At 72.7% G+C, this 24,567-nt stretch carries 26 protein-coding genes; 18 read left to right on the top strand and 8 right to left on the bottom strand.

Annotated elements, in window-relative coordinates; genetic code table 11:
* The first annotated feature begins 130 nt into the window (after positions 1-130).
* The 4 genes from ACK8N7_RS03780 to ACK8N7_RS03765 all read left to right on the top strand — a co-directional run bounded on the left by ACK8N7_RS03780 (position 131) and on the right by ACK8N7_RS03765 (position 5,830).
* Entirely contained in the window at positions 131-1,273 is a 1,143-nt protein-coding gene (locus tag ACK8N7_RS03780; protein ID WP_500440927.1) for a DUF6777 domain-containing protein, read from the top strand.
* Between the two features lie 99 nt (positions 1,274-1,372).
* The gene (locus ACK8N7_RS03775) at positions 1,373-3,439 is read left to right on the top strand and encodes a SpoIIE family protein phosphatase (protein WP_403210790.1); all 2,067 of its coding nucleotides are present in this window, start codon (positions 1,373-1,375) and stop codon (positions 3,437-3,439) included.
* 129 nt (positions 3,440-3,568) lie between these two features.
* On the top strand, positions 3,569-4,933 hold the full coding sequence (locus ACK8N7_RS03770; protein WP_403210792.1) for a wax ester/triacylglycerol synthase family O-acyltransferase: 1,365 nt from the start codon (positions 3,569-3,571) through the stop codon (positions 4,931-4,933).
* A gap of 36 nt (positions 4,934-4,969) precedes the next feature.
* On the top strand, positions 4,970-5,830 hold the full coding sequence (locus ACK8N7_RS03765; protein ID WP_500440925.1) for an Fpg/Nei family DNA glycosylase: 861 nt from the start codon (positions 4,970-4,972) through the stop codon (positions 5,828-5,830).
* Between the two features lie 12 nt (positions 5,831-5,842).
* Here the strand turns inward: ACK8N7_RS03765 and ACK8N7_RS03760 are convergent, their stop codons facing one another.
* Entirely contained in the window at positions 5,843-6,487 is a 645-nt protein-coding gene (locus tag ACK8N7_RS03760; RefSeq protein WP_500440923.1) for a zf-HC2 domain-containing protein, read from the bottom strand.
* Between the two features lie 71 nt (positions 6,488-6,558).
* On the opposite strand from ACK8N7_RS03760, the gene ACK8N7_RS03755 reads away from it, so the two are divergent.
* The 5 genes from ACK8N7_RS03755 (at position 6,559) to ACK8N7_RS03735 (ending at position 11,054) form a co-directional block, all read left to right on the top strand.
* Positions 6,559-7,311 (top strand): LytR/AlgR family response regulator transcription factor, encoded by a 753-nt coding sequence (locus ACK8N7_RS03755; RefSeq protein WP_015612882.1) that lies wholly within the window; start codon positions 6,559-6,561, stop codon positions 7,309-7,311.
* 75 nt (positions 7,312-7,386) lie between these two features.
* Positions 7,387-7,749: a hypothetical protein gene (locus ACK8N7_RS03750; RefSeq protein ID WP_015612883.1), complete on the top strand. Its 363-nt coding sequence runs from the start codon at positions 7,387-7,389 to the stop codon at positions 7,747-7,749.
* Positions 7,746-9,248 carry a sodium/solute symporter gene (locus ACK8N7_RS03745; RefSeq protein ID WP_403210798.1) on the top strand — a complete coding sequence of 501 codons (1,503 nt, stop codon included), beginning with the start codon at positions 7,746-7,748 and terminating at the stop codon, positions 9,246-9,248. The genes ACK8N7_RS03750 and ACK8N7_RS03745 overlap by 4 nt, the downstream gene beginning before the upstream one ends.
* Positions 9,245-10,459 carry a sensor histidine kinase gene (locus ACK8N7_RS03740; protein ID WP_403210800.1) on the top strand — a complete coding sequence of 405 codons (1,215 nt, stop codon included), beginning with the start codon at positions 9,245-9,247 and terminating at the stop codon, positions 10,457-10,459. The genes ACK8N7_RS03745 and ACK8N7_RS03740 overlap by 4 nt, the downstream gene beginning before the upstream one ends.
* Before the next feature lie 109 nt (positions 10,460-10,568).
* Entirely contained in the window at positions 10,569-11,054 is a 486-nt protein-coding gene (locus ACK8N7_RS03735) for a hypothetical protein (RefSeq protein ID WP_500440920.1), read from the top strand.
* 40 nt (positions 11,055-11,094) lie between these two features.
* On the opposite strand, the gene ACK8N7_RS03730 is transcribed toward ACK8N7_RS03735, so the two are convergent.
* Entirely contained in the window at positions 11,095-11,616 is a 522-nt protein-coding gene (locus ACK8N7_RS03730; protein ID WP_500440919.1) for a hypothetical protein, read from the bottom strand.
* 112 nt (positions 11,617-11,728) lie between these two features.
* Here ACK8N7_RS03730 and ACK8N7_RS03725 point away from each other — a divergent pair, with 112 nt between their 5' ends.
* Positions 11,729-11,926 (top strand): zf-HC2 domain-containing protein, encoded by a 198-nt coding sequence (locus ACK8N7_RS03725; protein ID WP_403210806.1) that lies wholly within the window; start codon positions 11,729-11,731, stop codon positions 11,924-11,926.
* On the opposite strand, the gene ACK8N7_RS03720 is transcribed toward ACK8N7_RS03725, so the two are convergent.
* Positions 11,860-12,432 (bottom strand): sigma-70 family RNA polymerase sigma factor, encoded by a 573-nt coding sequence (locus ACK8N7_RS03720; protein WP_403210808.1) that lies wholly within the window; start codon positions 12,430-12,432, stop codon positions 11,860-11,862. The genes ACK8N7_RS03725 and ACK8N7_RS03720 overlap by 67 nt on opposite strands.
* Before the next feature lie 268 nt (positions 12,433-12,700).
* On the opposite strand from ACK8N7_RS03720, the gene ACK8N7_RS03715 reads away from it, so the two are divergent.
* Complete coding sequence (locus tag ACK8N7_RS03715; RefSeq protein WP_500440916.1) at positions 12,701-13,900, top strand: CapA family protein; 1,200 nt, start codon at positions 12,701-12,703, stop codon at positions 13,898-13,900.
* 19 nt (positions 13,901-13,919) lie between these two features.
* Here ACK8N7_RS03715 and ACK8N7_RS03710 read toward each other — a convergent pair whose 3' ends face one another.
* A complete protein-coding gene (locus ACK8N7_RS03710) occupies positions 13,920-14,381 on the bottom strand; it encodes a universal stress protein (protein WP_015612891.1) in 462 nt (153 codons plus the stop codon).
* A gap of 141 nt (positions 14,382-14,522) precedes the next feature.
* Here ACK8N7_RS03710 and ACK8N7_RS03705 point away from each other — a divergent pair, with 141 nt between their 5' ends.
* Both ACK8N7_RS03705 and ACK8N7_RS03700 read left to right on the top strand, forming a co-directional pair.
* Complete coding sequence (locus ACK8N7_RS03705) at positions 14,523-15,374, top strand: polysaccharide deacetylase family protein (protein WP_500440914.1); 852 nt, start codon at positions 14,523-14,525, stop codon at positions 15,372-15,374.
* A gap of 159 nt (positions 15,375-15,533) precedes the next feature.
* Complete coding sequence (locus ACK8N7_RS03700; protein WP_500440912.1) at positions 15,534-16,343, top strand: hypothetical protein; 810 nt, start codon at positions 15,534-15,536, stop codon at positions 16,341-16,343.
* A gap of 50 nt (positions 16,344-16,393) precedes the next feature.
* Here the strand turns inward: ACK8N7_RS03700 and ACK8N7_RS03695 are convergent, their stop codons facing one another.
* The gene (locus ACK8N7_RS03695; protein WP_403210815.1) at positions 16,394-17,056 is read right to left on the bottom strand and encodes a class F sortase; all 663 of its coding nucleotides are present in this window, start codon (positions 17,054-17,056) and stop codon (positions 16,394-16,396) included.
* Between the two features lie 328 nt (positions 17,057-17,384).
* Between ACK8N7_RS03695 and ACK8N7_RS03690 the strand changes: the two genes are divergently transcribed.
* The gene (locus ACK8N7_RS03690; RefSeq protein WP_015612894.1) at positions 17,385-17,867 is read left to right on the top strand and encodes a hypothetical protein; all 483 of its coding nucleotides are present in this window, start codon (positions 17,385-17,387) and stop codon (positions 17,865-17,867) included.
* A 93-nt stretch (positions 17,868-17,960) separates the two neighbouring features.
* Here ACK8N7_RS03690 and ACK8N7_RS03685 read toward each other — a convergent pair whose 3' ends face one another.
* The 3 genes from ACK8N7_RS03685 to ACK8N7_RS03675 form a co-directional block, all read right to left on the bottom strand.
* Positions 17,961-18,524, bottom strand: coding sequence for a hypothetical protein (locus ACK8N7_RS03685; RefSeq protein ID WP_403210817.1), 564 nt, complete (start codon positions 18,522-18,524; stop codon positions 17,961-17,963).
* 197 nt (positions 18,525-18,721) lie between these two features.
* Positions 18,722-19,486 (bottom strand): bestrophin-like domain, encoded by a 765-nt coding sequence (locus ACK8N7_RS03680; protein ID WP_403210819.1) that lies wholly within the window; start codon positions 19,484-19,486, stop codon positions 18,722-18,724.
* A 13-nt stretch (positions 19,487-19,499) separates the two neighbouring features.
* Entirely contained in the window at positions 19,500-19,634 is a 135-nt protein-coding gene (locus ACK8N7_RS03675; RefSeq protein ID WP_403210821.1) for a hypothetical protein, read from the bottom strand.
* A gap of 104 nt (positions 19,635-19,738) precedes the next feature.
* Here ACK8N7_RS03675 and ACK8N7_RS03670 point away from each other — a divergent pair, with 104 nt between their 5' ends.
* The 4 genes from ACK8N7_RS03670 to ACK8N7_RS03655 all read left to right on the top strand — a co-directional run bounded on the left by ACK8N7_RS03670 (position 19,739) and on the right by ACK8N7_RS03655 (position 24,529).
* Positions 19,739-19,918 carry a hypothetical protein gene (locus tag ACK8N7_RS03670; RefSeq protein WP_500440909.1) on the top strand — a complete coding sequence of 60 codons (180 nt, stop codon included), beginning with the start codon at positions 19,739-19,741 and terminating at the stop codon, positions 19,916-19,918.
* 424 nt (positions 19,919-20,342) lie between these two features.
* Positions 20,343-21,302, top strand: coding sequence for an SCO0930 family lipoprotein (locus ACK8N7_RS03665; RefSeq protein WP_403210825.1), 960 nt, complete (start codon positions 20,343-20,345; stop codon positions 21,300-21,302).
* Between the two features lie 237 nt (positions 21,303-21,539).
* Entirely contained in the window at positions 21,540-22,358 is an 819-nt protein-coding gene (locus tag ACK8N7_RS03660; RefSeq protein ID WP_403210827.1) for an SAM-dependent methyltransferase, read from the top strand.
* Positions 22,355-24,529, top strand: a complete 2,175-nt coding sequence (locus ACK8N7_RS03655) for a putative bifunctional diguanylate cyclase/phosphodiesterase (protein WP_403210829.1) — start codon at positions 22,355-22,357, stop codon at positions 24,527-24,529. The genes ACK8N7_RS03660 and ACK8N7_RS03655 overlap by 4 nt, the downstream gene beginning before the upstream one ends.
* Positions 24,530-24,567 lie beyond the last annotated feature (38 nt).

Here is a 24,567-nt window from a genome sequence, read left to right as displayed (position 1 = left end):
GAGAGTAGGGGTTTTCTTGAACACGTTCAAGATGAGACTTCGCGGCCCGGCGTCCGCTTGCGGGCGGGCGTCCGGTGCGGCACAGATGGTGACGATCCATCCGTTCGCCATGGACAGGCAGGAGAGCCCCGTGCGCTCACCCAGACGTTTCCGGCACGCCGCGCTCGCCGCGCTGTCCGCCGGGGTTCTGCTGGCCGCCGCCGGCTGCGACAGCGCCGGGGACAGGACCACGAAGGGCACCACCGGCACCGCCGAGGCCAAGGACGTCCTCCTGCAGTCGCTCGCCGAGCCGGGCCCCGGACCCTTCACCAGGTCGACGGTGCGGGCCGCGCCCTCGCCGTCCCCCACCCGTTCGCCGGAGAAGGGCGACGGCTCCGCCACCCGGACGGTCCACCGGGTCTCGGGCGCCGTCCCCGGGCTCTACGGGGGCGTCCGGTCCGAGGCCGCCTGCGACGTCGGTCAGCAGGTCCGCCTGCTGACCGGCGACCGGGACAAGGCGAGTGCCTTCGCGGAGACGGCCGGCATCGAGGCCGTGCAGATCCCGGGCTATCTGCGCTCGCTCACCCCGGTGGTCCTGCGAGCCGACGCCCAGGTCACCAACCACGGCTACAGCGCCGGCGCCGGCACCGCCTTCCAGGCCGTGCTCCAGGCGGGCACCGCCGTCCTGGTCGACAGCAGAGGCCTGCCGCGGGTCCGCTGCGCCTGCGGCAATCCGCTGGGCGAGCCGGTGATCGCGAAGGGGCAGGTCACCCACCGGGGCGAGCGTTGGCCCGGTTACGAACCCGCGCGGATCCTGGCGATCGAGCCCGGCGTGCAGCCGGTCACCGGCCTGGTCATCGTGAACACCGCGGACAACACCTGGATCGAGCGGACCGTCGGTGACGACGGCGGGCGCGACCGGACCCCGGACGACCCGCCGCCCTTCGAGCCGAGCGACGATCTGCTCTTCCCGTCGCCGGCCCGCCCCTCCGAGCCCGAGGCCCCCGAGGCCACCCCGTCGGCGCCCGCCCCCGCCGAACCGGAGGAGCCGCAGTGCCCGGACCCCTCGGCCCCGGACGCCCCCGCCGAGCTGCCCCCCGGCTGCCCGCCGCCCATGGAGCCCGACCCCGGCACCGAGGCGCCGGACGACTTCGACGGCATGCCGACCGACGAGCCGTGGGAGCTGGAGGACGAGCCCGGCGCGGTACCGGAGCCGACCCAGGTCTTCCCCGGCGAACCCGACGAGTTCGACGAGCCGGTGGACTCCGGCGTTCCCGAGCCGTTCGCCGGGTGACCGGGCCGCGCCCGGACCTCCTCCAGCTCGTGCGGTGACCGCTCCGGTCGGCGTACGGATCACTCGAAGAATCTGACAAATGGTGGCAAAGTGGCCCACATGGATGATCGGGTAGCGGGTGCCCTGTCACTCCCGGACGACTGGCCCGCCCACCCGGACCTCAGCCTCGCCCTGAACCGTATGGGCAGCTTCGACTGGGATCTGGACACCGGCCTCATGCACATGGACCAGCCCGCCCTCGACGTGTTCGACCTGACCGCCGACGAGTACGACGACCGGCCGGTCTCGCTCGCCCAGCGCGTGCCGACCGACGAGGCCGTACGCCTGGACGGGATGGTCTCGCAGGCACTCAAGAGCGGCCGTACCAACTACGGCGCCTACTTCCGTATCCAGCGCCGCGACGGCACCCTGCGCTGGACCCACACCCAGGGCTTCGTCCGCCGGGACGGGACCGGCCGGCCGCGCCGCATCATCGGCATCGTCCGCGACGCGACCCAGGAGCTGGCCGACTCCTCCGCCCGGCAGGAACTGGACGTGGAGCGGCGCCAGCGCACCAGTCTGGTGGAGGGCACCACCGCCTCCCTGGCGCACGCCCGTACGGTCAAGGACGTCATCGCGGTCCTCAAGAACTCCCAGGGCCTCGCGCACCTCGGGGCCACCAGCCTCGTCATGGGCCTGCTGGAGTCCGGCCGCATCCATCTCGTGGCCGACGGCCCCGAGGGCGCCTACGTCCCCGGCACCCGGTTCACCCGGGTGGACGAGCAGTACCCGATGAGTGAGGTCGTCCGTACGCTCACCCCGCGCTTCATCGAGTCCGCCGAGGACTTCGCCACCTCCTACCCGGTCCTCTGGCCCAACATCAGCCACCTGGGGATCACCGCGGCCGCCTATATGCCGCTGATCGCGCAGGCCCGCCCGATCGGCGCACTCGGCCTGCTCTACCGCGACAAGGCGGGCTTCACCCCCGACGAGCGCAACCTCCTCATGGCGCTCGGCACCTCGATCGCCCAGAGCCTCCAGCGGGCCATGCTCTACGAACAGGAGCACGACCTCGCCGAAGGGCTCCAGCAGGCGATGCTGCCGCGCCGGATCCCGGCCGTCCCCGGGGCGCAGGTCGCCGTCCGCTACCGCTCGGCCCGGCTCGGCCGGGACATCGGCGGCGACTGGTACGACCTGATCCCGCTGCCCGGCGGACGGGTCGGCGCCGTCATCGGGGACGTACAGGGGCACGACACCCACGCCGCCGCCGTCATGGGGCAGCTCAGGATCGTGCTGCGGGCCTACGCGGCCGAGGGGCACAGCCCCGCCACCGTCATGGCGCGCGCCTCCGTCTTCCTCCACGAGCTGGACACCGACCGCTTCGCCACCTGCACCTACGCCGAGGTCGACCTGACCACCGGGGTCGTCCAGTTGGTCCGCGCCGGCCATGTCGACCCGCTGGTGCGCGACGTGGACGGCAGCTGCCGCCGCATGCCGTCCGATGGTGGGCTGCCGCTGGGGCTCTCCGCGGAGTTCGGGCGGCTGGAGTACCCGGTCACGACGGCGGAGCTGGACCCCGGCCAGACGATGATCCTGTTCACCGACGGCCTGGTCGAGCTGCCCGGCTCCGACCTCGACGAGGGCATGCAGCTGCTGACCACGCTGGTCTCCAACGGCCCCCAGAACCTCCAGAAGCTGGCCGACGGGCTCTGCGACGCCGTCGACGTGCGCGGCGGCCAGGACGATGTGGCGCTCCTGCTGCTCCGCCGCCGGGCGGCCCAGGCGCCCCAGCCCGGCGGCAGGCTCCGGCAGCACGTCGCCCAGAACGACCCCGAGGCGCTCAGCTCCGCCCGGCACATGATCCGGGCGGCGGTACGCGCCTGGGGGGCGAAGGAGCGGGCCGACGAGATCGAACTGGCCGCCGACGAGCTGATCACCAACGCGCTGATGCACACCGACGGCGGGGCCGTCGTGACGATCCGGGTGATGGCCGGGTCCGAGCGGCGGCTGCGCGTCGACGTGGAGGACCGCTCCAGCGCCCTGCCCCGGCGCCGGGACGCGGGGGAGTCGGGGGTCTCGGGGCGCGGACTGATGCTCGTCGACCGGCTGGCCGACGTCTGGGGCGTGGAGTCCCGGGGCAGCGGAAAGTGCGTGTGGTGCGAGTTCCTGATCCCCGACCGGTCGTGAGGTGCCAGGAATTCCGCAGAGAACGGAGCTGTAACAGTACGTAACATGTCCTTACTTGACCGTAACCGACCGCGAAGGATTGACTGCGGGGGTACGGCCGTTCCGCCCCCGACGACATGAGGCCCTCTGTTGGGTACCGAACTTCTGGCCCCGCTCGATCTGGCCTTCTGGCACCTCGAATCCGACGCCCACCCCATGCACCTGGGCGCGCTCGCCGTCTTCGCCCCGGCGTCCGGTGTCACCCCGCTGCACGTCCTGGAACTGCTCCGCACCCGGGCCGCCGCGATCCCCAGGCTGCGGATGTGCGTACGGGACGTCCTGCTGCCGGTCGGCGGGGCGGCCTGGACCGTAGACAAGGACTTCGACGTGCACCGCCATGTACGCCGCGTCGCCGTGGCCGACGGCGACTTCATGGCGGGAGCCACCCGACTGGCCGGCGAGCTGATGGAACAGCCGCTGGGCCGAGGGCTGCCGCCCTGGCAGATGTATCTGATCGGCGGCGCCGACGACGGGCCCTTCGCCGTGCTCGTCAAGCTGCACCACGCGCTGGCCGACGGGATGCGGGCGGTCGCCATCGGGGCCGGGATCTTCGACGAGATCGCCGCCACCGCGGCCCGGCCCGGCGTGCGCGGCCGCCCCGCCGTGCCGCCCCGCTCCTGGCTCCCCGACCCCCGCGAGGTGGCGGGCATGGCGCTCGGCCGGATCGGCGAGGTCGGCCGGGCGCTGGGCGTGGGCGCCTCCGTCGTCCGCGCGGGCCGCCTGGACCTGCGCGGTGACACCGCCTTCACGGCGCCCTCCAGCGGCACCCGGCGGCTGGCCACCGCGGACCTGGACGCCACGGCCCTCCAGCGGATCCGGCGGGCCGAGGGCGGCACCGCCAACGACATCCTGCTCGCCGTGGTCGCCGGGGCCCTGCGCCGCTGGATGGAGGAGCGGGGCGAGGCGCTCACCGGCACCGACCCGCGCGCCCTGGTCCCCGTCTCACGGCGCAGGCCCGGCGGCGCGGTGACCGGGAACCGCCTCTCCGCCTACCTCCTCGACCTGCCCGTCGGCACGGCCGACCCCCGGGAACGGCTGCGGACGGTCCGGGGAGCGATGGACCGCAACAAGGCGGCCGGACCGCTGAAGGGCGCCGGTGCCGTCGCCGTACTCGCCGACCAACTGCACCCGCTGGCCCACCGGTTCGGCGCACCCCTGGCGGCGAACGCCGCCCGGGTGCTCTTCGACCTGCTCGTCACCAGCGTCCCGCTGCCGCGCTCCGCGCTCTCCCTCGGCGGCTGCCCGCTGAGCGCCCTGTACCCGATGGCACCGCTGGCCCGCGGTCAGTCGCTGGCCGTCGCCCTGTCGACGTACGGCGGCCGGGTCCATGTGGGTCTGGTGGCGGACGGGAAGGCGTTGCCGGACCTGGACCGGCTGGCCGAGGCGGTCCAGGAGGAGTTCGCCGGGATCGGGGCGCTGCTGACCGGCGGCCGGGTGGCGGCACCGGTCTCCTGACAGGCAGCCGTACGCGCCCTGCGGCAGGCTGGTGCCATGCCCGAACTGCCCGAAGTCGAAGCCCTGCGGGTCTTCCTCGACGACCACCTGGCCGGCAAGGAGATCGCCCGCGTCCTCCCGCTGGCGATCAGCGTCCTGAAGACGTACGACCCGCCGCTCTCCGCCCTCGACTCCGCCACTGTCACCTCGGTGGCCCGCCACGGCAAGTTCCTCGACATCGAGGCGGGTGGGCTGCACCTCTGCACCCACCTGGCGCGGGCGGGCTGGCTCCGCTGGAAGGACTCCTTCCCGGCCGCCCCGCCGCGCCCCGGTAAAGGTCCGCTCGCCCTGCGCCTGGTGACCGCGGACGGCGACGGCTTCGACCTCACCGAGATGGGCACCAGGAAGCGGCTCTCCGTCCACCTCGTCCGCGACCCGATGGACGTCCCCGGCATCGCCCGCCTCGGCCCCGACCCGCTCGCCGACGCCTTCGACCGGGACACGTTCGCCGGAATCGTCGGCGGGGCGCGCCGCCAGATCAAGGGCGCCCTGCGCGACCAGTCGCTCATCGCGGGCATCGGCAACGCCTACAGCGACGAGATCCTGCACGTGGCGAAGATGTCCCCGTTCAAACGGACCGCCGACCTCGACGAGGACGACATCACCCGTCTGTACACCGCGCTGCGCACCACCCTCAAGAACGCCGTGGAACGGACCGGCGGAGTGGAGGCCGGAAGTCTCAAGTCCGAGAAGAAGAGCGGGATGCGCGTCCACGGGCGGGCGGGGGAGGCCTGTCCGGTCTGCGGTGACACCATCCTGGAGGTCTCCTTCAGCGACTCCTCGCTCCAGTACTGCCCCACCTGCCAGACCGGCGGCAAACCGCTGGCCGACCGGAGGCTCTCCAAGTTCCTGAAGTGAGCACGGAGGCTTTCACCGCGTGACCGTCACCAGCCGCCGCCCGCCCGCCGTCCGCACCTCGAAACGGTCGATGGCCTCCGGCCGAAGCGCCGCCCCGCCGTCCACCTCCACCAGCCCGTCACCCGGGACCCCGGCCGACCAGCTGGTCACCGTCTCCTCGCTGCCGTCCCGGCCCACCGCGATCAGCGAGCACACCCCGACGGCCGGCACCCGCACGGCCTCCAGCGCCACCGCCGTACCCCACTCGTGCCTCGCCGCCGTCACCACCGCGGCCGACCCCGAACCCTGGTCCGCCCCCACCCACCGCTGCACCCGCACCCCCTCCCCCGGGCCGCCGGGGCCGCCCGAGAGATCAGCCGCCGCCCACGGGCCGCCCACCGCCAGCACCACCACGGCCGCCACCAGCGCGAGCCGCCGCCTGCCCGCCCTGCGCCGGCCGGCCGCCACCGCCTCCATGAGCCGGTCCGCGAGCCCGGGACCCGGCCGTACCACCGGCCCGGCCACCGCCAGCCGCGCCGTCACCCGGGCCAGCTCGCGCGCCCGGGCACGGCACTGCGGACACTCCTCCAGGTGCTCCTCGAACCGGAAGGCGTCGGCCCTCCCGAGCACGCCCAGGGCATAGGCCCCCACACGGATGTGGGGCTCGGTCGTCTGCATGTACTGCGGTACGGGAACAAGCCGGGATTCACTCAAGCCATCGGCCCCCGCAAGGCCTAAACTCCGGGCTCATGCTGCGCGTACTCGCCGTCGACGACGAACCCCCCGCCCTGGAGGAGCTCCTCTACCTCCTGCGCGCCGACCCCCGCATCCGCAGCGCCGAAGGTGCCACCGGAGCGACCGAGGCGCTGCGCCGCATCGGCAGCGCCGTGGACGCGGGCCCCGACGACCCGTCCGCGATCGACGTCGTCTTCCTCGACATCCACATGGCGGGCCTCACCGGCCTCGACGTCGCCCAGCTCCTCGCCGGATTCGCCTCGCCCCCGCTCATCGTCTTCGTCACCGCGCACGAGGGCTTCGCCGTCCACGCCTTCGACCTCAAGGCCGTCGACTACGTCCTCAAACCGGTCCGCCGAGAACGCCTCGCCGAGGCCGTGCGCCGGGTCGCCGAGCAGGTGGGGGACCGCTCCGCCCCGGTGAACGACACCGCCACCGACCAGATCCCGGTCGAGCTCGGCGGTGTCATCCGCTTCATCCCGATCGACGAGATCGCGTACGCCGAGGCGCAGGGCGACTACGCCCGGCTGCACACCGCCACCGGCAGCCACCTCGTCCGCATCCCGCTCACCACCCTGGAGGAGCGCTGGCGCTCGCGCGGCTTCGTGCGGATCCACCGCCGCCACCTGGTGGCGCTGGGCCGGATCGACGAGCTGCGGCTCGACGCGGGGAGCATGAGCGTGCGCATCGGGGAGGCCGAGCTGGCCGTCAGCCGCCGCCACACCCGGGCCCTGCGCGACCTGCTGATGCGCCAGGGCGGCCGCTGACCTGGGGCGACCTCGTTGAAGCCCCTCCGTTGAAGCCTTCCCAGCACCACCCCCCGCCGCCTACACTCCGAGCCCATGTCACAGGAGACCGCACCCCGGCGCGAAGTCGTCACGGGAGAGCCCCGCCGGGTGCGTCCGCTGCCTCGCTACCGCACCCAGTCGGAGATCGAGGAGCAGACCGCCCTCGGTGGCGCCTACGTCCGCTCGCTGATGCGCAGCCAGCTCCGCGCCGGGCTCACCGTCTTCGCCGTGCTCGCCCTCGTCGCGGGCACCCTGCCGCTGCTGTTCGCCGCCCTGAACAGCGCGGCCCTGGTCTGGGCGGTGCTCGGCTTCGCCACCTACCCGCCGCTCACCCTGGCCGCCTGGTGGTACGTGCGCAGGGCGGAGCGCAACGAGCGCGACTTCGCCCGGCTGGTGGAGGGCCGCCCCCGACCGTGAGCACCCCCGACCACACGGCGTCCTGGGTGGCGGTCGCCCTCGTCGTCCTCGCCACCGTCCTCGTCGGCGGCTTCGGCCTGCGCATCTCCCGTACGACCTCCGACTTCTACGTCGCCTCGCGCACCGTGCGGCCCCGGCTCAACGCAGCCGCGATCAGCGGGGAGTACCTCTCCGCCGCATCCTTCCTCGGGGTCGCCGGGCTGGTCCTGCTGCACGGCCCGGACATGCTCTGGTACCCGGTCGGCTACACCGCCGGATACCTCGTGCTGCTGGTCTTCGTCGCCGCCCCGCTGCGCCGCTCGGGGGCGTACACCCTGCCGGACTTCGCCGAGGGGCGCCTCGAATCGCTGCAGGTCCGCCGAGTGGTGAGCATCCTCGTGGTCGGCGCGGGCTGGCTCTACCTCGTCCCGCAGCTCCAGGGCGCCGGGCTGACGCTCAAGATCCTCACCGGGGCGCCCGGCTGGCTCGGCGACGTACTCGTCGCGACCGTGGTGACGGTCGCGGTGGCGGCGGGCGGGATGCGCTCCATCACCTTCGTCCAGGTCTTCCAGTACTGGCTGAAGCTGACCGCGCTGCTCGTCCCCGCCCTCTTCCTCGTGCTCGCCTGGCAGGGCGACGGCCGCCCCCGGGTCAGCTTCGACGACCAGTTCGCCGTCTTCCGCGCCGACCACCCGCTCTACGCGACGTACGGGCTCATCGTGGCGACCTTCCTCGGCACCATGGGTCTGCCGCACGTCGTCGTCCGCTTCTACACCAGCCCCAACGGCCGCGACGCCCGCCGCACCACCGTCGCCGTCCTGGCCCTGGTCGGCCTCTTCTATCTCCTGCCGCCGATCTACGGGGCCCTCGGCCGGCTGTACGCCCCCGAGCTGCGGCACGGCGGCGACGCGGACGCCGCCGTCCTGCTGCTGCCCGCCCGGGTCATCGGCGGGCTCGGCGGTGATCTCCTCGGCGCGCTCATCGCGGGCGGGGCGTTCGCCGCGTTCCTCTCCACCGCGTCCGGGCTCACCATGGCCGTCGCCGGGGTCATCACCCAGGACGTCCTGCCCTCACGCGGCGTACGCCACTTCCGGCTCGCCACCGTCCTCGCCATCGCCGTGCCGCTCGCCGGTTCGCTGCTGGTCAGCCGGGTACCGGTGGCCGACGCGGTGGGCATGGCCTTCGCCGTCTCCGCGTCCTCCTTCTGCCCGCTGCTCGTCCTCGGCATCTGGTGGCGCAGGCTCACCCCGCCGGGCGCGATCGCCGGACTCCTGCTCGGCGGCGGCTCCGCGCTCCTCGCCGTCGCGATCACCGTGAGCGGGGCCGTGACCCCGCCCGGCTGGCCGCACGCCCTGCTCGCCTGGCCCGCCGTCTGGTCCGTCCCCGTGGGGTTCCTCGCGATGATCCTCGTCTCTCTCGCGACGCCGGGGCGGATACCGCCGGGCACCAACGCCGCCATGACCCGCTTCCACCTTCCCGAGGCACTCACCTCGGCCCGCGCCGCCGGGAGGGAGAGATGACCGGGGCCTCGGTCGCCGTCCTGGTGGCGCTGCTGCTCGGTACGGGGTTCCTGCTGGGCCGCCGCACCGCCGCCCGCCCGCTGCGCCCGAGCGACGTCGGCACCCCCGTCGAGCACGCCACCTTCGAGACCCTGCACACCGCCTCCCTCGCCGCGCCCCCGCTGCGCGCCGGCCTCACCGAGGAGAGCGCCCGCCGCTCGGCCCGCCGGCTGCGCTCCCTGCTGGGCACCGACGCCCTCTGCCTCACCGACCGCGAACGCGTCCTGGTCTGGGACGGAGCCGGGCACCACCACGGCAAGGACGTGATGGGCCACATCGAGGCGCTGCTGGAGGGCGGGCGCGGCACCGCCTTCGACAGCGGCTGCGCCGACCTCGACTGCCCGCTGCGCTGGGCGGTCGCCGTGCCGCTCACCGTGGAGAACCGGGTCCTGGGCGCGCTCGTCGCCTACGCACCGCGCGAGTCGGCGGTGCTGGCCCGGGCGGCGGGAGAGGTCGCGCGCTGGGTCTGCGTACAGCTGGAACTGGCGGAGCTGGACCGCTCCCGTACGCAGCTCATCGAGGCCGAGATCAAGGCGCTGCGGGCGCAGATCTCCCCGCACTTCATCTTCAACTCCCTCGCCGCCATCGCCTCGTTCGTCCGTACCGACCCGGAGCAGGCCCGCGAACTGCTCCTGGAGTTCGCCGACTTCACCCGCTACTCCTTCCGGCGGCACGGTGAGTTCACCACCCTGGCCGACGAACTGCACTCCATCGACCAGTACTTGGCGCTGGTCCGGGCCCGCTTCGGCAAGCGCCTCTCCGTCACCCTGCAGGTCGCCCCCGAGGTGCTGCCCGTCGCCCTGCCGTTCCTCTGCCTCCAGCCGCTGGTGGAGAACGCCGTCAAGCACGGTCTGGAGGGGGCCGTCACCCTGCCCGGGGCGCGGACCGAGGACGCCGCCCCGTTCCGGATCACCATCAGCGCGCTCGACGCCGGATCGGAGGCCGAGGTGGTGATCGAGGACAACGGGAGCGGCATGGACCCCGAACGGCTGCGGGGCATCCTTCGGGGCGAGGCCACCACCTCCACCGGCATCGGCCTGCTCAACGTGGACGAGAGGCTGCGCCAGGTGTACGGGGACGGGTACGGGCTCGTCATCGAGACCGGGATCGGCGCGGGCATGAGGATCACGCTCCGGCTGCCCAAGTACCGCGCGGGAGTGCACGGTTCGTGAGCCCTGCCCGACCCCTGTGACCTGGTGCGCAGGGGTGAACGGGCTCCTGACAGACTGTGGGGCGGATTCGCAGTGATCTTCCCTTCCCGGTCCGAGGAGCAGCCGATCCATGCCCACCGCCACCCGTCCCACCGCCACCCGTCCCACCGCCCCTCCCGCCACCTCCGCCCCGGCTGCCCCGCCCGCCCGGTCCACGCCGGCCGTCCGGGTCGGGAAGGCGTTCCTCGTGACCGTCGTCGCGGTGGCCCTGTCGCACGTGATCCTGTCCGACGGGCTGTTCGTTTCGCTGGTGGGACAGGCGGCCACCAACATGGGGGCGGGTCCGGGCTACGCGTCGGACGTGTCGTTCACCTCGGCGGTCGTCAACACCACCCTGACCATGGCTCTGGTGCTGTGGGTGGGCATGCGCCTGCTGCGGGAGCGCCGGGTGTACGTGATGGTGCTGGTGGGGGCCGTGGGGTGGTTCCTGACGGTCATGGGGAACGTCGACGCCCTGCTGGAGCGGGCCTATGGTCTGCTGCCCCTGGCCCCCATGGCGCTGTTCGTGGTCGTCACCGCGCTAACCGCCGGGCTCCTGCGTCCCGTACGGCGGTGAGGACCGGCGGGCCGTACCCGGCCGGCCCGCCCGGACCGGATCAGCACAGATGCACGGCCAGATGCCCGAGCGGGAGGCCCAACTGCCACGCGGGGGTCCACACCTGGACCTCCCCCTCGCCGTCGAGCGCGCCCCCGGCCAACGGCTCCCAGGGCGCGGGCACGATCGCGTCGAGGTCCGCGGCGAGCAGCTCGGTCTCCTCCAGCCACCGCCAGGCCGCCCGGGCCAGCGCCAGGTCGGGGTCGCCGGGCCCGGCCCGCCGCTCCGACTCCACGAGCCGCTCGCAGACCCAGCTCCGCCAGGTGGCCCCGTACGCCGTGAGCAGCCGCAGTTCGTCGACGCGGGCCTCGGACAGCGCGCGGGAGACGGGGGCGTCCCCCAGGAGGCCGGAGAGGAAGATCGTCAGCGCGAGCGCGTCCCGCCCGGCCCGGAACTCCAGCGTCGTCGGTTCCATCAGGTCGCCGGTGCGTAACAGCTCGTCGGCGGTGTACTCCGTGTACAGCCAGGCCATCGGTACCGGCAGCCCGTCCCCGCCGGTCCCACGCGTATCCTCGGGACGCATCCCGTCTCGCCTCTTTCCTTGCTCGGTACCGGGCTTCATGCAGCATTGAACCGGGGGCGGGCGCCCCGCGTGGGCAGAAGCGGAGGATCGCCCAGGAGATGCGAGGCTGTGAATGAGTGCCGACCCCGGCGACGACCCGCATGTGCGCCTGCTGCTGGGCGCGTACGTCCTGGACGCGCTGGACGCGGAGGAGACCTGCCGGGTAGCCGATCATCTCCAGCTCTGCGACCGCTGTGCCCGCGACTACGTGGAGGTGGCGGAGGCCTCGGCCCTGCTGGCCCTGTTGCGGGCGGAGGACCTCAGTGAGTAGCCGGGCAGATTGCGCGAGAGCAGCCGCAGCGCGTAGTACGAACGCGACTTGACGGTCCCGGCCGGGATGCCCAGCGCCTCGGCGGTCTCGGTGACGCTCAGCCCGTGGAAGTAGATCTGCACCAGCACCGCGCGGTGTTGGGGGCTGAGGGTGCGGACCGCCTCGCGGACGTCCAGGGCGTGGACGGCCGAGTCCGCGGTGTCCTGGACCGCCGGGGCGCTCTCCAGCAGCGTGTCGCCGACCTCGGCGGGGCGCGCCTGGCGGGAGCGCCGGGCGTCGATGGCGAGGCGGCGGCCGACCGTGAACAGCCAGGGCCGCATCGAGTCGTAGGGCGCGGCGAAGGCCTCCGGATGCTGCCAGGCGCGCACCAGGGTCTCCTGCACCAGGTCCTCCGCCCGCTGCCGGTCCCCGAAGGTCAGGCCGAGCAGGAAGTGGAAGAGGGCCGGGCCGTGTTCCCGCTGCAACTCCGCGATGGCCCGCTCATCGGTCGTCGTCGTGGTCTTCATGAACGTCCTTTCCCGCGGGAGGCCCCCGACGGCCTCGCTGCCGCCTGGCGTATACGAACGCATTCGGCGGCGCAGGAACAGGCGGTACACCGAGGCGTGCGACGAGCGGTCGCTCAGTGCGGCGAATGGTGCGGCGAACGGTCAAGGGGCCGTCGGGGTCGGACGGTACGACCAGTTCAGCTAGGTATGCGGCAATGCTCCTTGCTTCGGCAGTATGAAGATATGTGTAGTCGGATGGTCCTAATCATCCGAACATGGAGTCGAGCAGATGACGCAGCGCATCCGACCGGGCACCGTGGCCGCCCTCGCCCTCCTCCTCGCCGCGGCCACCGGCTGTACCGGGCAGCAGCCCCCGGCGCCCGCCCCGAGCGCACCCCCCTCCGCCGCCCGGGGCGCGGGCGGCCAGGACGCCGACGGACCGCGCCCCTTCACCCTGCTCGCCTCGGGCGACGTCCTGCCGCACTCCTCCGTCATCGACCGGGCGGGAGCCGACGCGGGAGGGCGGGGCTACGACTTCACCCCGATGCTCAAGGGTGTCGCCCCGGTCGTCTCCCGCGCCGATCTGGCCATCTGCCACATGGAGACGGTGTACGGGAAGGAGGGCGGCCCCTACACCGGCTACCCGAGCTTCAAGTCGCCGCCCGAGGTCGCCACCGCCCTGCGCGCCACCGGGTTCGACTCCTGCTCCACCGCCTCCAACCACACGCTGGACGACGGCTCCGAAGGCGTGGACCGCACCCTCGGAGCGCTGGACGCGGCAGGCATCCGCCACGCCGGATCCGCCCGCTCCGCCGCCGAGGCCGCCCGCCCCACGATCCTGCCGGCCGGACCGGGGGAGCGGGCGGCGAAGGTCGCCCACCTCGCGTACACCTACGGCACCAACGACATCCCGCTGCCCGCCGGGAAGCCGTGGACGGTCAACGTGACCGACGAGCGGAAGATCGTGGCGGAAGCGAGGAAGGCCCGGCGGGCGGGCGCCGACGTCGTGGTGCTCTCCGCGCACTGGGGCACCGAATGGCAGGACGAACCGGACGCCAGGCAGCTGGAACTGGCCGAGCGCCTCACCGCCTCCCAGGAGGGCGGCCGCCCCGACCTCGACCTGATCATCGGCACCCACGCCCATGTGCCGCAGGCGTACGAGAAGGTCAACGGGACCTGGGTCGTCTACGGCATGGGCGACCAGATCGCCGGAGCGATGATCAACTACCAGGGCGTCCAGGACCCGCGCGGCAACCAGAGCTCGATGGGCCGCTTCACCTTCGCGCCGCCCGCGCGGCCGGACGGGCGCTGGACGGTGAAGAAGGCCGAGTTCGTCCCGCAGTGGTACGACACCACCACCGGGCGCGTCATGAACCTCAACACCGCCATCGCGGGCGGGGCCGAACACCACCGCCCGGTCCGCGACCGCATCCGCGACGTGGTCCTCGGCCGGGGCGCCGAGGCCGACGGGCTCGTGATGGGGGAGTAGCGGCAAGCGCCGAGGGGGGTTACGGCACCACGGTGACCGGCCAGCGGCCCGCCTTCACCAGCCGGACGGCCACCGAACCGATGAACCGGTGTCCCGCCGACTCCGACGCCCCCACCACCACGGCGTCGGCGGTGAGTTCGTCGGCCGCCGTCACCAGCCCGTTGTACGGGTCGCCGCGGAAGGTGTGGAACTCCCAGCGCACGTCCCAGGTGTCCTTGAGCCGCTCCGCCGACTCCCGGATCTCCTCGACCAGCTCCTGGGCGACCTCCCCCGTCGTGTCGCCGACGGGCACGCCCAGCGCGGCGCCCGAGGCGATCACGGGCTGGACGTAGACGAGGGCCAGCGTCGCGTTCTGCCGCCGGGCGAGACCGGCGGCATAGGCGGCCGCGCGCATGGACGAGTCGGAGCCGTCGAGCCCCGCGACGATCACCTTGGGGCCGTCCGTGCCGCGTTCGAACTGATGGGGCTGCTGCTCTGTCACGGTTCCGAGGCTATCGGCTCGCCCGGAAGGCGCGGAGGCGGGCCGTCGGCGCGAGCGGGCCGCTGCGTCGAATGGGTACAAAACGGTTGACCCCCGGTGTCGTCCACCGGACCGGACGCCCGGTCGTGCGAGCAGTTGGCCATGAGAAGTGATCACATCCGGCCCGACCGCCGCGCCCTGCTGAAGGTGGCCCTCGGCCTCGGGACCGCCACCGCCGTGCATCTGATCGCCGCCGATCCGGCGTCGACGCCCACCCGCCCCGCACGGGCCGCGGGCACCCCGCCCGCCGCGGCAGCCGGCCCGCCTGCCGGCGTACCGGGCAGACCGCCCGCGTACCGCCTGCAGCCCATGACGGCGGGCACCCCGCCCCGCTTCCGGCCCGCCAGGCCTCCGGTGCGCACCCGGCCCTTCGAGGAGCTCCCCGGCCTCGGTCACTCGATGGTGCTCAGCTTCGACGACGGACCCGACCCGCTCTACACCCCCGACATCCTGGCCACCCTGCGCAAGCACAACGTCCGCGCCATGTTCTTCGTCTGCGGCGAGATGGCCGACGCCAACCGGGACCTGGTGCGCGAGATGGCGGACGACGGCCATGTCGTGGGCAACCACTCCTGGTCGCACCCGCTCGTCCCCGGGCTCACCCGCGCCGCGATCCGCGACGAGCTCGGGCGGACCAGCGAGGTGGTCGAGGCAACGCTCGGCACCGCACCGCTCTGGTACCGGGCCCCTTACGGTGCCTGGAACCGCAACTCCTTCGAGATCGGCGCCGACCTGGGCATGGAGCCGATGGCGTGGACCGTCGACACCCTCGACTGGACCACCCCGGGGACGGGCACCATCGTCCGCCGGGTCCTGGACGGGGCGGCGCCCGGTGTCGTCGTCCTCTCGCACGACGCGGGCGGCAACCGGTCCCAGAGCGTCGCGGCCCTGCGCCGCTACCTCCCCAGGCTGCTCGACGAGGGCTACCGCATCACGGTGCCGCAGCGGGTCTGAGAGGCCGGTCCGCCCGGGGGCGGGTCCCGCCGGATACGGTGCCTCCGGTACGCGCCCGGGGTGCCGCCCCGGGCGCGCCGACGCACCACCTGTGGGGGAACCATGACCGAGTGGTACGGGGCGTAAGCCCTGGCGGGCAATCCGGCGGCTCCGGCCGGCGTGCTGCTGAGGCTGCTGGCACTGAACGACCGATCGATCACTCATCGGCTCTCGTACCACGCCGCGCTGCCCGGTGAGGTCGCCGAGGCCATGCTCACCCACCCCGAGCGCTGGGTGCGGCACCTGCTGGCCGAGAGCTTCACCGCCGCTCCCGAACCGCGGGCCCGGCTCCTGGACGGACCGGAGTCCGACGCGATGGCGGTCGCGATCGGCCCCAACCCCTACCGCATCCAGGCGCCGCCGCTGCCGGACGGGGCGTCCGAGCGTCTCCTGAACCACGAGCGGGACAACGTCCGGTACGAGACGGTCGACGCGCCGTCCGTGCCGGACCACGTACTGGTTCCGCTCGCCCTCAACCCGACCCTCCCCGCCGACCTGGCCGCGGGGCTCGCGGACCACGAGGACCCGGCTGGCCGTCTCGGCCCGTCCGGAGCTCTCGGAGGACGAGCGGGCGGCCATCGACTGGCGGATCGAGCCCGAGGACCGGCTTTCCGGCCTGTGGGGTCGCTTACCTCCCGGCCGCGGTTTCCGGCGGCCGGCCTCGCCCGGCGGTTCGCCGACGCGCCGGACCCCAGGGAGCGCGCCCTGGCCCTGCGGGACCCGGCGGCGACACCCGAGCTCGTCGAACGGCTGAGCCGGGACCCGGACGCCGGGGTGCGGCGGACGGCCGCTCGCGACCCGCGGGTCCCGGTGCCCAGGCTGCTGGAACTGCTGGCGGACCCCAGCACGGAGATGGCCGCGGCCGCCAACCCCGCGCTGCCGCCCGCGGAGATGGCCGCGCTCCTGGACCGGGAGGGCATCCCCCGCTGAACCGTGCGGTGCGGCGCCGAAGGGACCGCCGGGGCGGCAGTGACGTGGCGTCAGCGGGTCTCGACGAGGCGGGCGAAGACCACCACGTTTCCGTCGTAGCCGCCCGCCTTCGAGAACCCCCCGCCGCAGGTGATCACCCGGAGCTCCGCATGGCCCGTGTCGCCGTATACCCGGGGGCCGGGGAAGTCGTTCTTGGAGAAGACCTCCACCCCGTAGACCTCGAAGATCCCGACCCGGCCGTCGTAACGCTCCACCTCGACGCGGTGGCCCTTCTGGAGCGAGCCGAGGCCGTAGAAGACCGCGGGCCCGGAGTTGTTGTCGACATGGCCGACGACCACGGAGGTGCCGAGCTGGCCGGGGGCGATGCCGTTCTGGTACCAGCCGGCGAGGTTGGGGTCCTCGGCCGGCGGGGCGTCGATCCAGCCGTTGGCGTCCAGGTTGACGTCGATGATCGGGGCGTCCACGTTGATGGACGGGATCTTCACCCGCGAGGCGGGGGCGTAGGGCAGCGGCTGTTCCGGCTCGCCCTCCACCGGCGGTCCCGCCGCGTCGCCGCTCAGGTCCAGCGAGGCCGCGGCCGCGGGCTGCGGCGGGCCCTCCTCCCCGAACTCCGCCCCGTTGCGCAGCAGGGCGAGGCCCGTGAGCATGACCAGGGCGACGGCTCCCCACGGCACGCGTCTGGTCCGCTCGGCGCCAGCGTAGTCCCGGCCCATGGTGCTCCCTTCGTCGCGACGCTTGGAACGTTAGGGGCGGTGCGGCCGGGCGGCGATCAGGGAGAGGCGAACGGGTGGCGGGCCGAATCCGGGCCCCTGGGGGTGACTGCCCTTCGGAGTAATGAGCAGATAAAACTTCTGACGGCCTGTGACCTGCGGCTCCGTCAGATCCAGGGGTTTTCGTACGGCGTGTCGCGTCACCGGGGTGGAGCAGTGCCGAAGTGCGAGCGGCCGGGCGACTGGTGAGTGTTCGTCATGGGAGGCGTTCACGTCGATCCAATCCCGGAGGAACAGGACTCCGGGGCGTTTCCCGCTGGAGGTCCACACGATGCGTGCTTCACGCGCTCTCGCGGTCACTGTGACCGCTTTCGCGGCTGTCGGGCTCGCTGCCCCGATGGCCGCCGCCACCAACGGTCCGGTCAACGTCGCCGTCAACCCTCAGTCGGTCCACCAGGGCGGCACGCTCAAGGTCACCGCGCAGGGCTGCGGTCACGGCGGCAAGGTCTGGTCGAATGCCTTCCCGACGGCCCACCTCTCGGCGGGTGACGGCACCAACTACGCCCACGCCCGGGTCCGGAACAACACCACGCCGGGTCAGTACCACCTCTCGGTGAAGTGCAGTGACAACGACCGCATCGCGACGCACAAGTTCACCGTGCTCGCCGGCAACGGCGCGCAGGGCGGCCTCGGCGGCTCGATGGGACCGAACTCCACGGAGATGCAGGTCGGCGGCGGACTGGTGGCCGCCGCGGCCGTCGGTGGCGCGGTCTTCCTCGTCCGGCGTCGGCGGACGAGCCATGCGGCCTTCTAGGACGTCAGACCTCCCGCCCGGCCCGATACGCCCGTCGCCCCGAGTCCTGGATCAGGACCCGGGGCGACTGCCGTCCGCCGCACCGTTGTGCCGTCAGTGCCGGCGGCCGGCGCTGCGGCGGCGTACGAAGTAGAGGGTGCCGGTGGCGGCCGCGAGCACGAGGGCCGCGCCGGACGCGACCTCCACCGTGTCCATGGTGCCGGAGCTTCCGCCGAGACCGCCGCGCACCCCGCTCGGCGCGATGGCCGTGGAGCTGACGGTCGGGGCCGTGGTCGGTGCGGTCGTGGGCGTCGGGGTGCTGGTGGGTCCGGCGGCGATGGTCAGGTTGACGTTGCGGGTGGTCCCGGTGGAGCCGCAGGCGAACGTCACCGCGTAGACCGCGCCCCGCCGGGCGTCCGTGTCGACGGTGGCGGTGGCCGTGGTGCTGCCGCTGGGGATGACGGTCGTGTCGAAGATGCCCGAGGTGACGGTGGTCTCGCCGGTGCATCCGCCGGCGCCGAGGGTCACCCGGCCGCCCGGAGCGATGACCGAGGGGGCGATCGTCGGGTTGAACGTGTTGATGGCCCCGTCCGGCGCGGCGTGGGCGGCGGACGGAGCCAGCAGGGTGAGCGCGGTGGCGCCCAGGAGTGCGAGGGGTGCGACACGTATCGCGCGCATGAAGGATCCTCCGGGTTCCCCGAGGGGCAGCTGCGGAATGAGTTTCCACATAGCAGGAAAAATGCACCTCGATGCCCGACACGCTAGGAGCGGGACACACCTGCCGCTATCGGGGTCCGGCGAATGGGTCAGTCATGTCCCCCGGCCGGCGCACCGGCGGGTTCACCGGCGGCGTCACCGGCCGGGGGACCGGAGCATCAGCGGGTGGCCTCCGGGAACAGGTCGAGGAAGGGCTCGGCGGTGGCCGAGATGCCCCGGCCGAAGGGCGCGTCGAAGTCCCAGATCAGGAAGAGCAGGAACGCGATCAGCGCGCTGAAGAGCCCCGCCAGCAGCAGTTCCCGGAATGTTCTGCGGATCTGGAGGGTGAAGATCAGCCCGACCGTCACCAGCGCCCCGATGATCAGGCCGAACCACACCACCCCGGGCATCGTCGCCCCCGCGTTCTGCCCCCGCGAGCTGCGGGCGTCGTCCGCCGCCGCCACCTGGTCCACCAGCGGCTGGTACGCCTGCCCCTCGTGGTCGGTCTGCGGCTCGTAGCCGGTGACGTCCGCCCGCACCCGGTCCAGCAGTTCCGTGCCGCGTTCGGTGAGGGTGCCCCGATCGGCCATCACCCGCCACTCGTCGTCGATGACATGGGCGACGTACGCGTCGACGTCCGCGCGGATACGGTCGCGGACCTCGACCGGGTAGACGGAGGACCGGGCCTGCACCTCGTGCAGGGCCTGTGCCTCCAGTCGTACGGACTCCTGGGCGGCGCTGCGGCCCTCCCAGACCCCGGCGATGGCCAGGCCCAGGACGATCGCGTAGACCACGCCGATCATCATCGTCATGTACTCGATGACGTCGGGTGTCTCGGACGGATCGTCGTCATCGGCGATCCGGCGGTTGTTGAGCACCGCGATGGTGAGGACGACCGCACAGGCCGACGCCATGGCAATGCTCAGGACGAGCCATTCGGACATGGATATCTCCTCGTCAGCGGGATGACCGCGGCCGCAGCACGGCGACGGCGAACACCGCCGGGGCGGTGATCAGCAGGGTCGTGGACACCAAGGAGAGCCCGCTCCGCGGCTCCTTGCGGGTCGAGTTGCGGTACGCCGGAAGCGCCACGGGCCGGGGCTCCGCCGGCTTCGGCCGCACCGAGGGCGTCGGCGACGGCTTCGGCGCCGGCCTGGGCGCGGGCGCGGCCTTCAGCGGCGGCGGCGGTGGCGGTGGTGGCGGCTCCGGTGGTGGAGGGGGCGGTGGTGCCGGCGCCGGGGGCGGCGGAGGAGGCGGTGGTGGAGGTGGCGGCTCCGGTGGGGGCGGCGGGGGCGGAGGAGGAGGTGGCGGTGGCGGGGGAGGGGGCGGTGGCGGCTCCGGGGGTGGCGGTGGAGGTGGCGGCTCCGGTGTGGTGACCGCCACGCAGTCCCCGCCGCCCGCCACGGCGACCGAGGTGCTGCCGTCGCCCTGCCCGATGGTGGCCACCGCGCAGGCGTCGGCGGTCGCGGGCTGCGGTACGGCTATCAGCCAGACGAGTGCGGCGGCTGTCGAGAGCCGCCCGATGCGGGATCCGTACACGAGCGGGAGCATGATCCACGTCGTCCCGCGACACGCGGCACTTCGCGGTGATTCGCCTGATGGTGGGACAATGAGCCGTTCATGTTTGCGCACGGTTGACGGCTCGCCAGGTCCCCGGCCACCGCCTCCGATGCGCGTCCCGCCGAATTCTTCTCGCTCCGCGTTGAACGCCACCCCCGTGACGCTCCGTACCTAGGGCCATGAACGGCGCGGACTCGCGCCGCCATCGGAGCGACAAGACGATGTACTACGGGAGTCGACATGAATACCTGGCGCAACGCCTCGCTCGCGGTCACCGCCGCGGCCCTGTTGACGCTGACGACGGCGTGCGGTCAGGAGCAGGGCACGGCATCGCCCAACGGACAGTCGGTGGGCAACGCGGCCCCGGCGCAGCAGCCGGCTGAGGGCGGATACGGCTCCGAGGCCGGCGGATACGGCTCCGGCGCGGACGTGGCGGCCCCGAAGGCCGCGGGCCAACTCGGCGTGCAGGAGAGCAAGAAGCTCGGAAAGGTGCTCACCGACAGCGAGGGGTTCACGCTCTACCGCTTCGACAAGGACACCGCCCAGCCGCCGAAGTCGAACTGCGACGGCGACTGCGAGAAGGCCTGGCCCGTGGTCCCCGCCGGCGACGTCACCGCCGCCGCCGGAACCGATGAGGAACTGCTGGGTGAGGTCGTCCGCACCGACGGCTCCAAGCAGCTCACCGTCGACGGCTGGCCGATGTACCGGTACGCGAAGGACACCGCGCCGGGACAGACCAACGGCCAGGGTGTCGGGGGCACCTGGTTCGCCTCCGCCCCCGACGGGAAGAAGGCGGCGGCCAACGCCGACAGCGCGGCCGTGGCCGAACCGGCCGACGCGGCGGGGCTTTCGGTCCGCAAGGACGCGGAACTCGGTGACATCGTCGTGGACAAGCGCGGTATGACGGTTTACCGGTTCACACAGGACTCCGCATGGCCGATGAAGACGGCCTGCACCGGCGACTGCCTCAAGAAGTGGCCGGTAGTCGCTCCTGTGTCCAAAAACTCGGTGGAAGGCGTCACCAAGAAGGGATTTGTCACTTTCGACCGCCCCGACGGCATCAAGCAGCAGACCATCGACTGCTGGCCTATCTACACGTTCGCCGGGGACGAGAAGCCGGGTGATGTGAACGGTCAGGGAGTCGGCGGCACGTGGTTCGCGGTCTCGCCCGACTCCAAGCTCGTCGGCGCCAAGAAGTAACCGCCCAGTAGCCCCCAAGTGGCCCCGAACCGCCGGGAATCGGTGAGTGAAGTGCCGGTCCGTCGCTGTGTGTGTACGCGCAGCGACGGACCGGCCGTTGTTGCCACCGGAGTGTGACCAATAACGGATCCCCAATTTCCGTTTCCACTCGCTCTCTTGGCGGTCGATCAGTAGCCTCTGGTCAACACTGACCATGAACATGGCCGGATCGCCGTGGCGAACTTGTTGGAGACATCGATGGAGCGTCCCGCCTGGGCACCGCAAGGCATAGATATCTCGGTGCCGAGCGTGTCCCGCATGTACGACTTCTATCTGGGCGGATCGCACAATTTCGAGGTGGACCGGGAAGCCGCGCGGAAGGCCATGGAGTTCCTCCCGGGCCTTCCCAAGATCATGCAGGCCAATCGGGCCTTTATGCGCCGGGCCGTGCGGTACGCCGTCGACGCGGGGATCGACCAGTTCCTGGACATCGGCTCCGGCATCCCGACCTTCGGCAACGTCCATGAGGTCGCCCAGGCCGCCGACCCGCGGGCCAAGGTGGCGTACGTCGACCACGACCCGGTCGCCGTCGCGCACAGCCAGGCCGTGCTGGAGGGCAACGACCACGCGGTCATCGCCGCCGCCGATCTGCGCCGCCCCAAGGAGATCCTGGCGAACCCGGCAGTCACCGGACTCCTCGACCTGGACCGCCCGGTGGCCCTGCTGCTCGTCGCGGTGCTCCACTTCATCGAGGACGCCGACGACCCGCGCGGAGCGGTCGCCGAACTGCGCGAGGCACTGGCCCCCGGCAGCCTGATCGTCCTGACCCACGCCTCGTACGAGGGCATCCCGCTCTCCAAGGAGGAGGCGGACGGCACGGTCGGCGTCTACCGCAACATCCGTAACCCGCTCATCATGCGCACGCGTGAGGAGATCGGCGCGTTCTTCGAGGGGTACGAGATGGTCGAACCGGGCCTCGTGTCGATGCCCGAGTGGCGGCCCGACACCCCGCAGGCGCCGGAGCAGGAAGACCCGTACGCCTTCTCGGGCTTCGGCGGGGTCGGGCGAAAGGCGTGAGTATTCCCGCCCAGGCCTCCGGTGAGCAGGACGCGGAACCGGACGGGCCGGAAGGCCGGCTCCGGAGATTCGCCACGATCTGGAGCCGGGCCATCTTTCCCCTGACGGCCACCTCCCTGACCCGCCCGGAGTTCGAGCGGCACCTGCTGCCGCTGGCCCGCGAGCTCAGCCTCACCCTGCACGCCCACCCGTTCGACGCCTCGCCCGCGGCCCGGATCGGCGCGGCGCTGGTCGACGCGCACTGCACCGACCCGGACGCCCTCAGCTCCACGCTCGGCGTCGTCGACTCCTACCTCGTCCTGTACTGCGGCGGCAACGGCCCCGGCAACCTGTCCACCGAGGACGCCCGCGCCCGCTGCGCCCGCATCCAGCACACCCTCGCCTCCGGCTTCTCCCAGGCACTGCGCGAGCGCACCCTCGCCGAGCAGGAGGCCATCGCCCGCTCGGCGCTCACCGCCCGCTCGGATGCCGAACAGGCCCTGCACGCCACCGAGGCCCGCTTCCGCGCGGTCTTCAAGGACGCCGCCGTCGGCATCGGCATCGCCGACCTGGACGGCAACATCCTGGAGATCAACGACACGCTCACCAAGATGTTCGGCGGCCTGGAGCACCACGTCCGCAGCCACCGGGTCAACGAGTGGGTCCACCCCGAGGACTCGCCCCAGGTGTGGAAGTACTACAACGAGCTGGTACGGGGGGAGCGCGACCACTACCGGGTCGAGAAGGCGTACTACCGCAACGACGGCACGGTCCTGTGGACCAACCTCACCGTCTCCCTGCTGCGCGACCCCGAAGGGCGCCCCCAGTATCAGCTCGCGCTGATGGAGGACACCACCGAGCGCCGCCTGCTCAACCTGCGGCTGCGCTACGAGGCCACCCACGACGCGCTCACCGGACTGCCCAACCGGACGCTGTTCTTCGAGCGTCTGGAGAAGGTGCTCGCCGCCAAGGACGGCGCCCGCTTCGGCCTCTGCTACCTGGACCTCGACGGCTTCAAGGCCATCAACGACAGCCTCGGCCACGCGGCCGGCGACCGGCTCCTGGTCGAGGTCGCCGACCGGCTGCAGAGCTGCGCCCCCGCACCCGGCGAGATGGTCGCCCGGCTCGGCGGCGACGAGTTCGTGGCCCTGACCACCGGCCCGGAGACCGCCGACGCGGTGGACGAGCTCGCCGGCCGTATCCTCAACGTGCTCGCCACCCCGATCCGGCTGGACGGCCGCGAACTCACCGTCCGCGGCTCGATCGGCGTCGTCGAGGGCCCCTCCGGAGAGCGCGGCGCCGCCGAGGTGCTGCGCAGCGCCGACATCACCATGTACCGGGCCAAGGCGCGCGGGGGCAACCGGTTCGAGCTCGCCGACGCCGAGGCCGACGCGCGCGCCATCACCCGCCACGGGCTGACCACCGCACTGCCCGCCGCGCTGGACCGGGGCGAGTTCTTCATCGAGTACCAGCCGCTCGTCCACCTGGGCGACGGCACCGTGCACGGCGCGGAGGCGCTCGTACGGTGGTGCCATCCGCAGCACGGCGTGCTCGGCCCCGACCGGTTCATCCCGCTCGCCGAGCACACCGGTCTGATCGTGCCGCTCGGGCGCTGGGTGCTGGAGGAGTCCGTCCGGCAGGCCAAATTCTGGCAGGAGCGGCACAGCGACGGCGGTCCGCTGCGGATCAACGTCAACCTCTCGCCGACCCAGCTGCACCACCCCCGGCTGGTCGCCGAGACGGTCGACGTGCTGGAACGCTCCGGTCTGGAGCCGGGAGCGCTCTGCCTGGAGGTGACCGAGTCCGCCCTGATCGGTGCCGACGACGATCTCCTCAAGCCGCTGCGGCAGCTCGCGGAGATGGGCGTCGACATCGCGCTCGACGACTTCGGAACGGGCTACTCGAACCTGGCGAACCTGCGGCGGCTGCCGGTGAGCGTCCTCAAGCTGGACCGCTCCTTCACCCGGGGCATGCAGCAGCACCCGGCCGACCCGGTCGACATGAAGATCGTCGAGGGGATCGTGTCGCTGGCCCACAGCCTGGAACTGGCCGTCACGGTGGAGGGCGTGGAGACGGGGGCCCAGGCCGAGCAGCTGCGCCTGCTGGGCTGCGACACCGCCCAGGGCTGGTACTACGCCCGGCCCGGCGCCCCGGACCGTATCCACTCGCTGCTCCTGGCCGACGCGGTCTGAGGCGGCCACCGGCCGGGGCCCGGTACCGATGCGCCCCG

Origin of the sequence: Streptomyces griseobrunneus (assembly GCF_046713465.1) — a bacterium.
GTDB lineage: Bacteria > Actinomycetota > Actinomycetes > Streptomycetales > Streptomycetaceae > Streptomyces > Streptomyces microflavus.
Note: the sequence above shows the minus strand (reverse complement) of the source record. Positions and strands in the feature narration are given on the sequence as shown.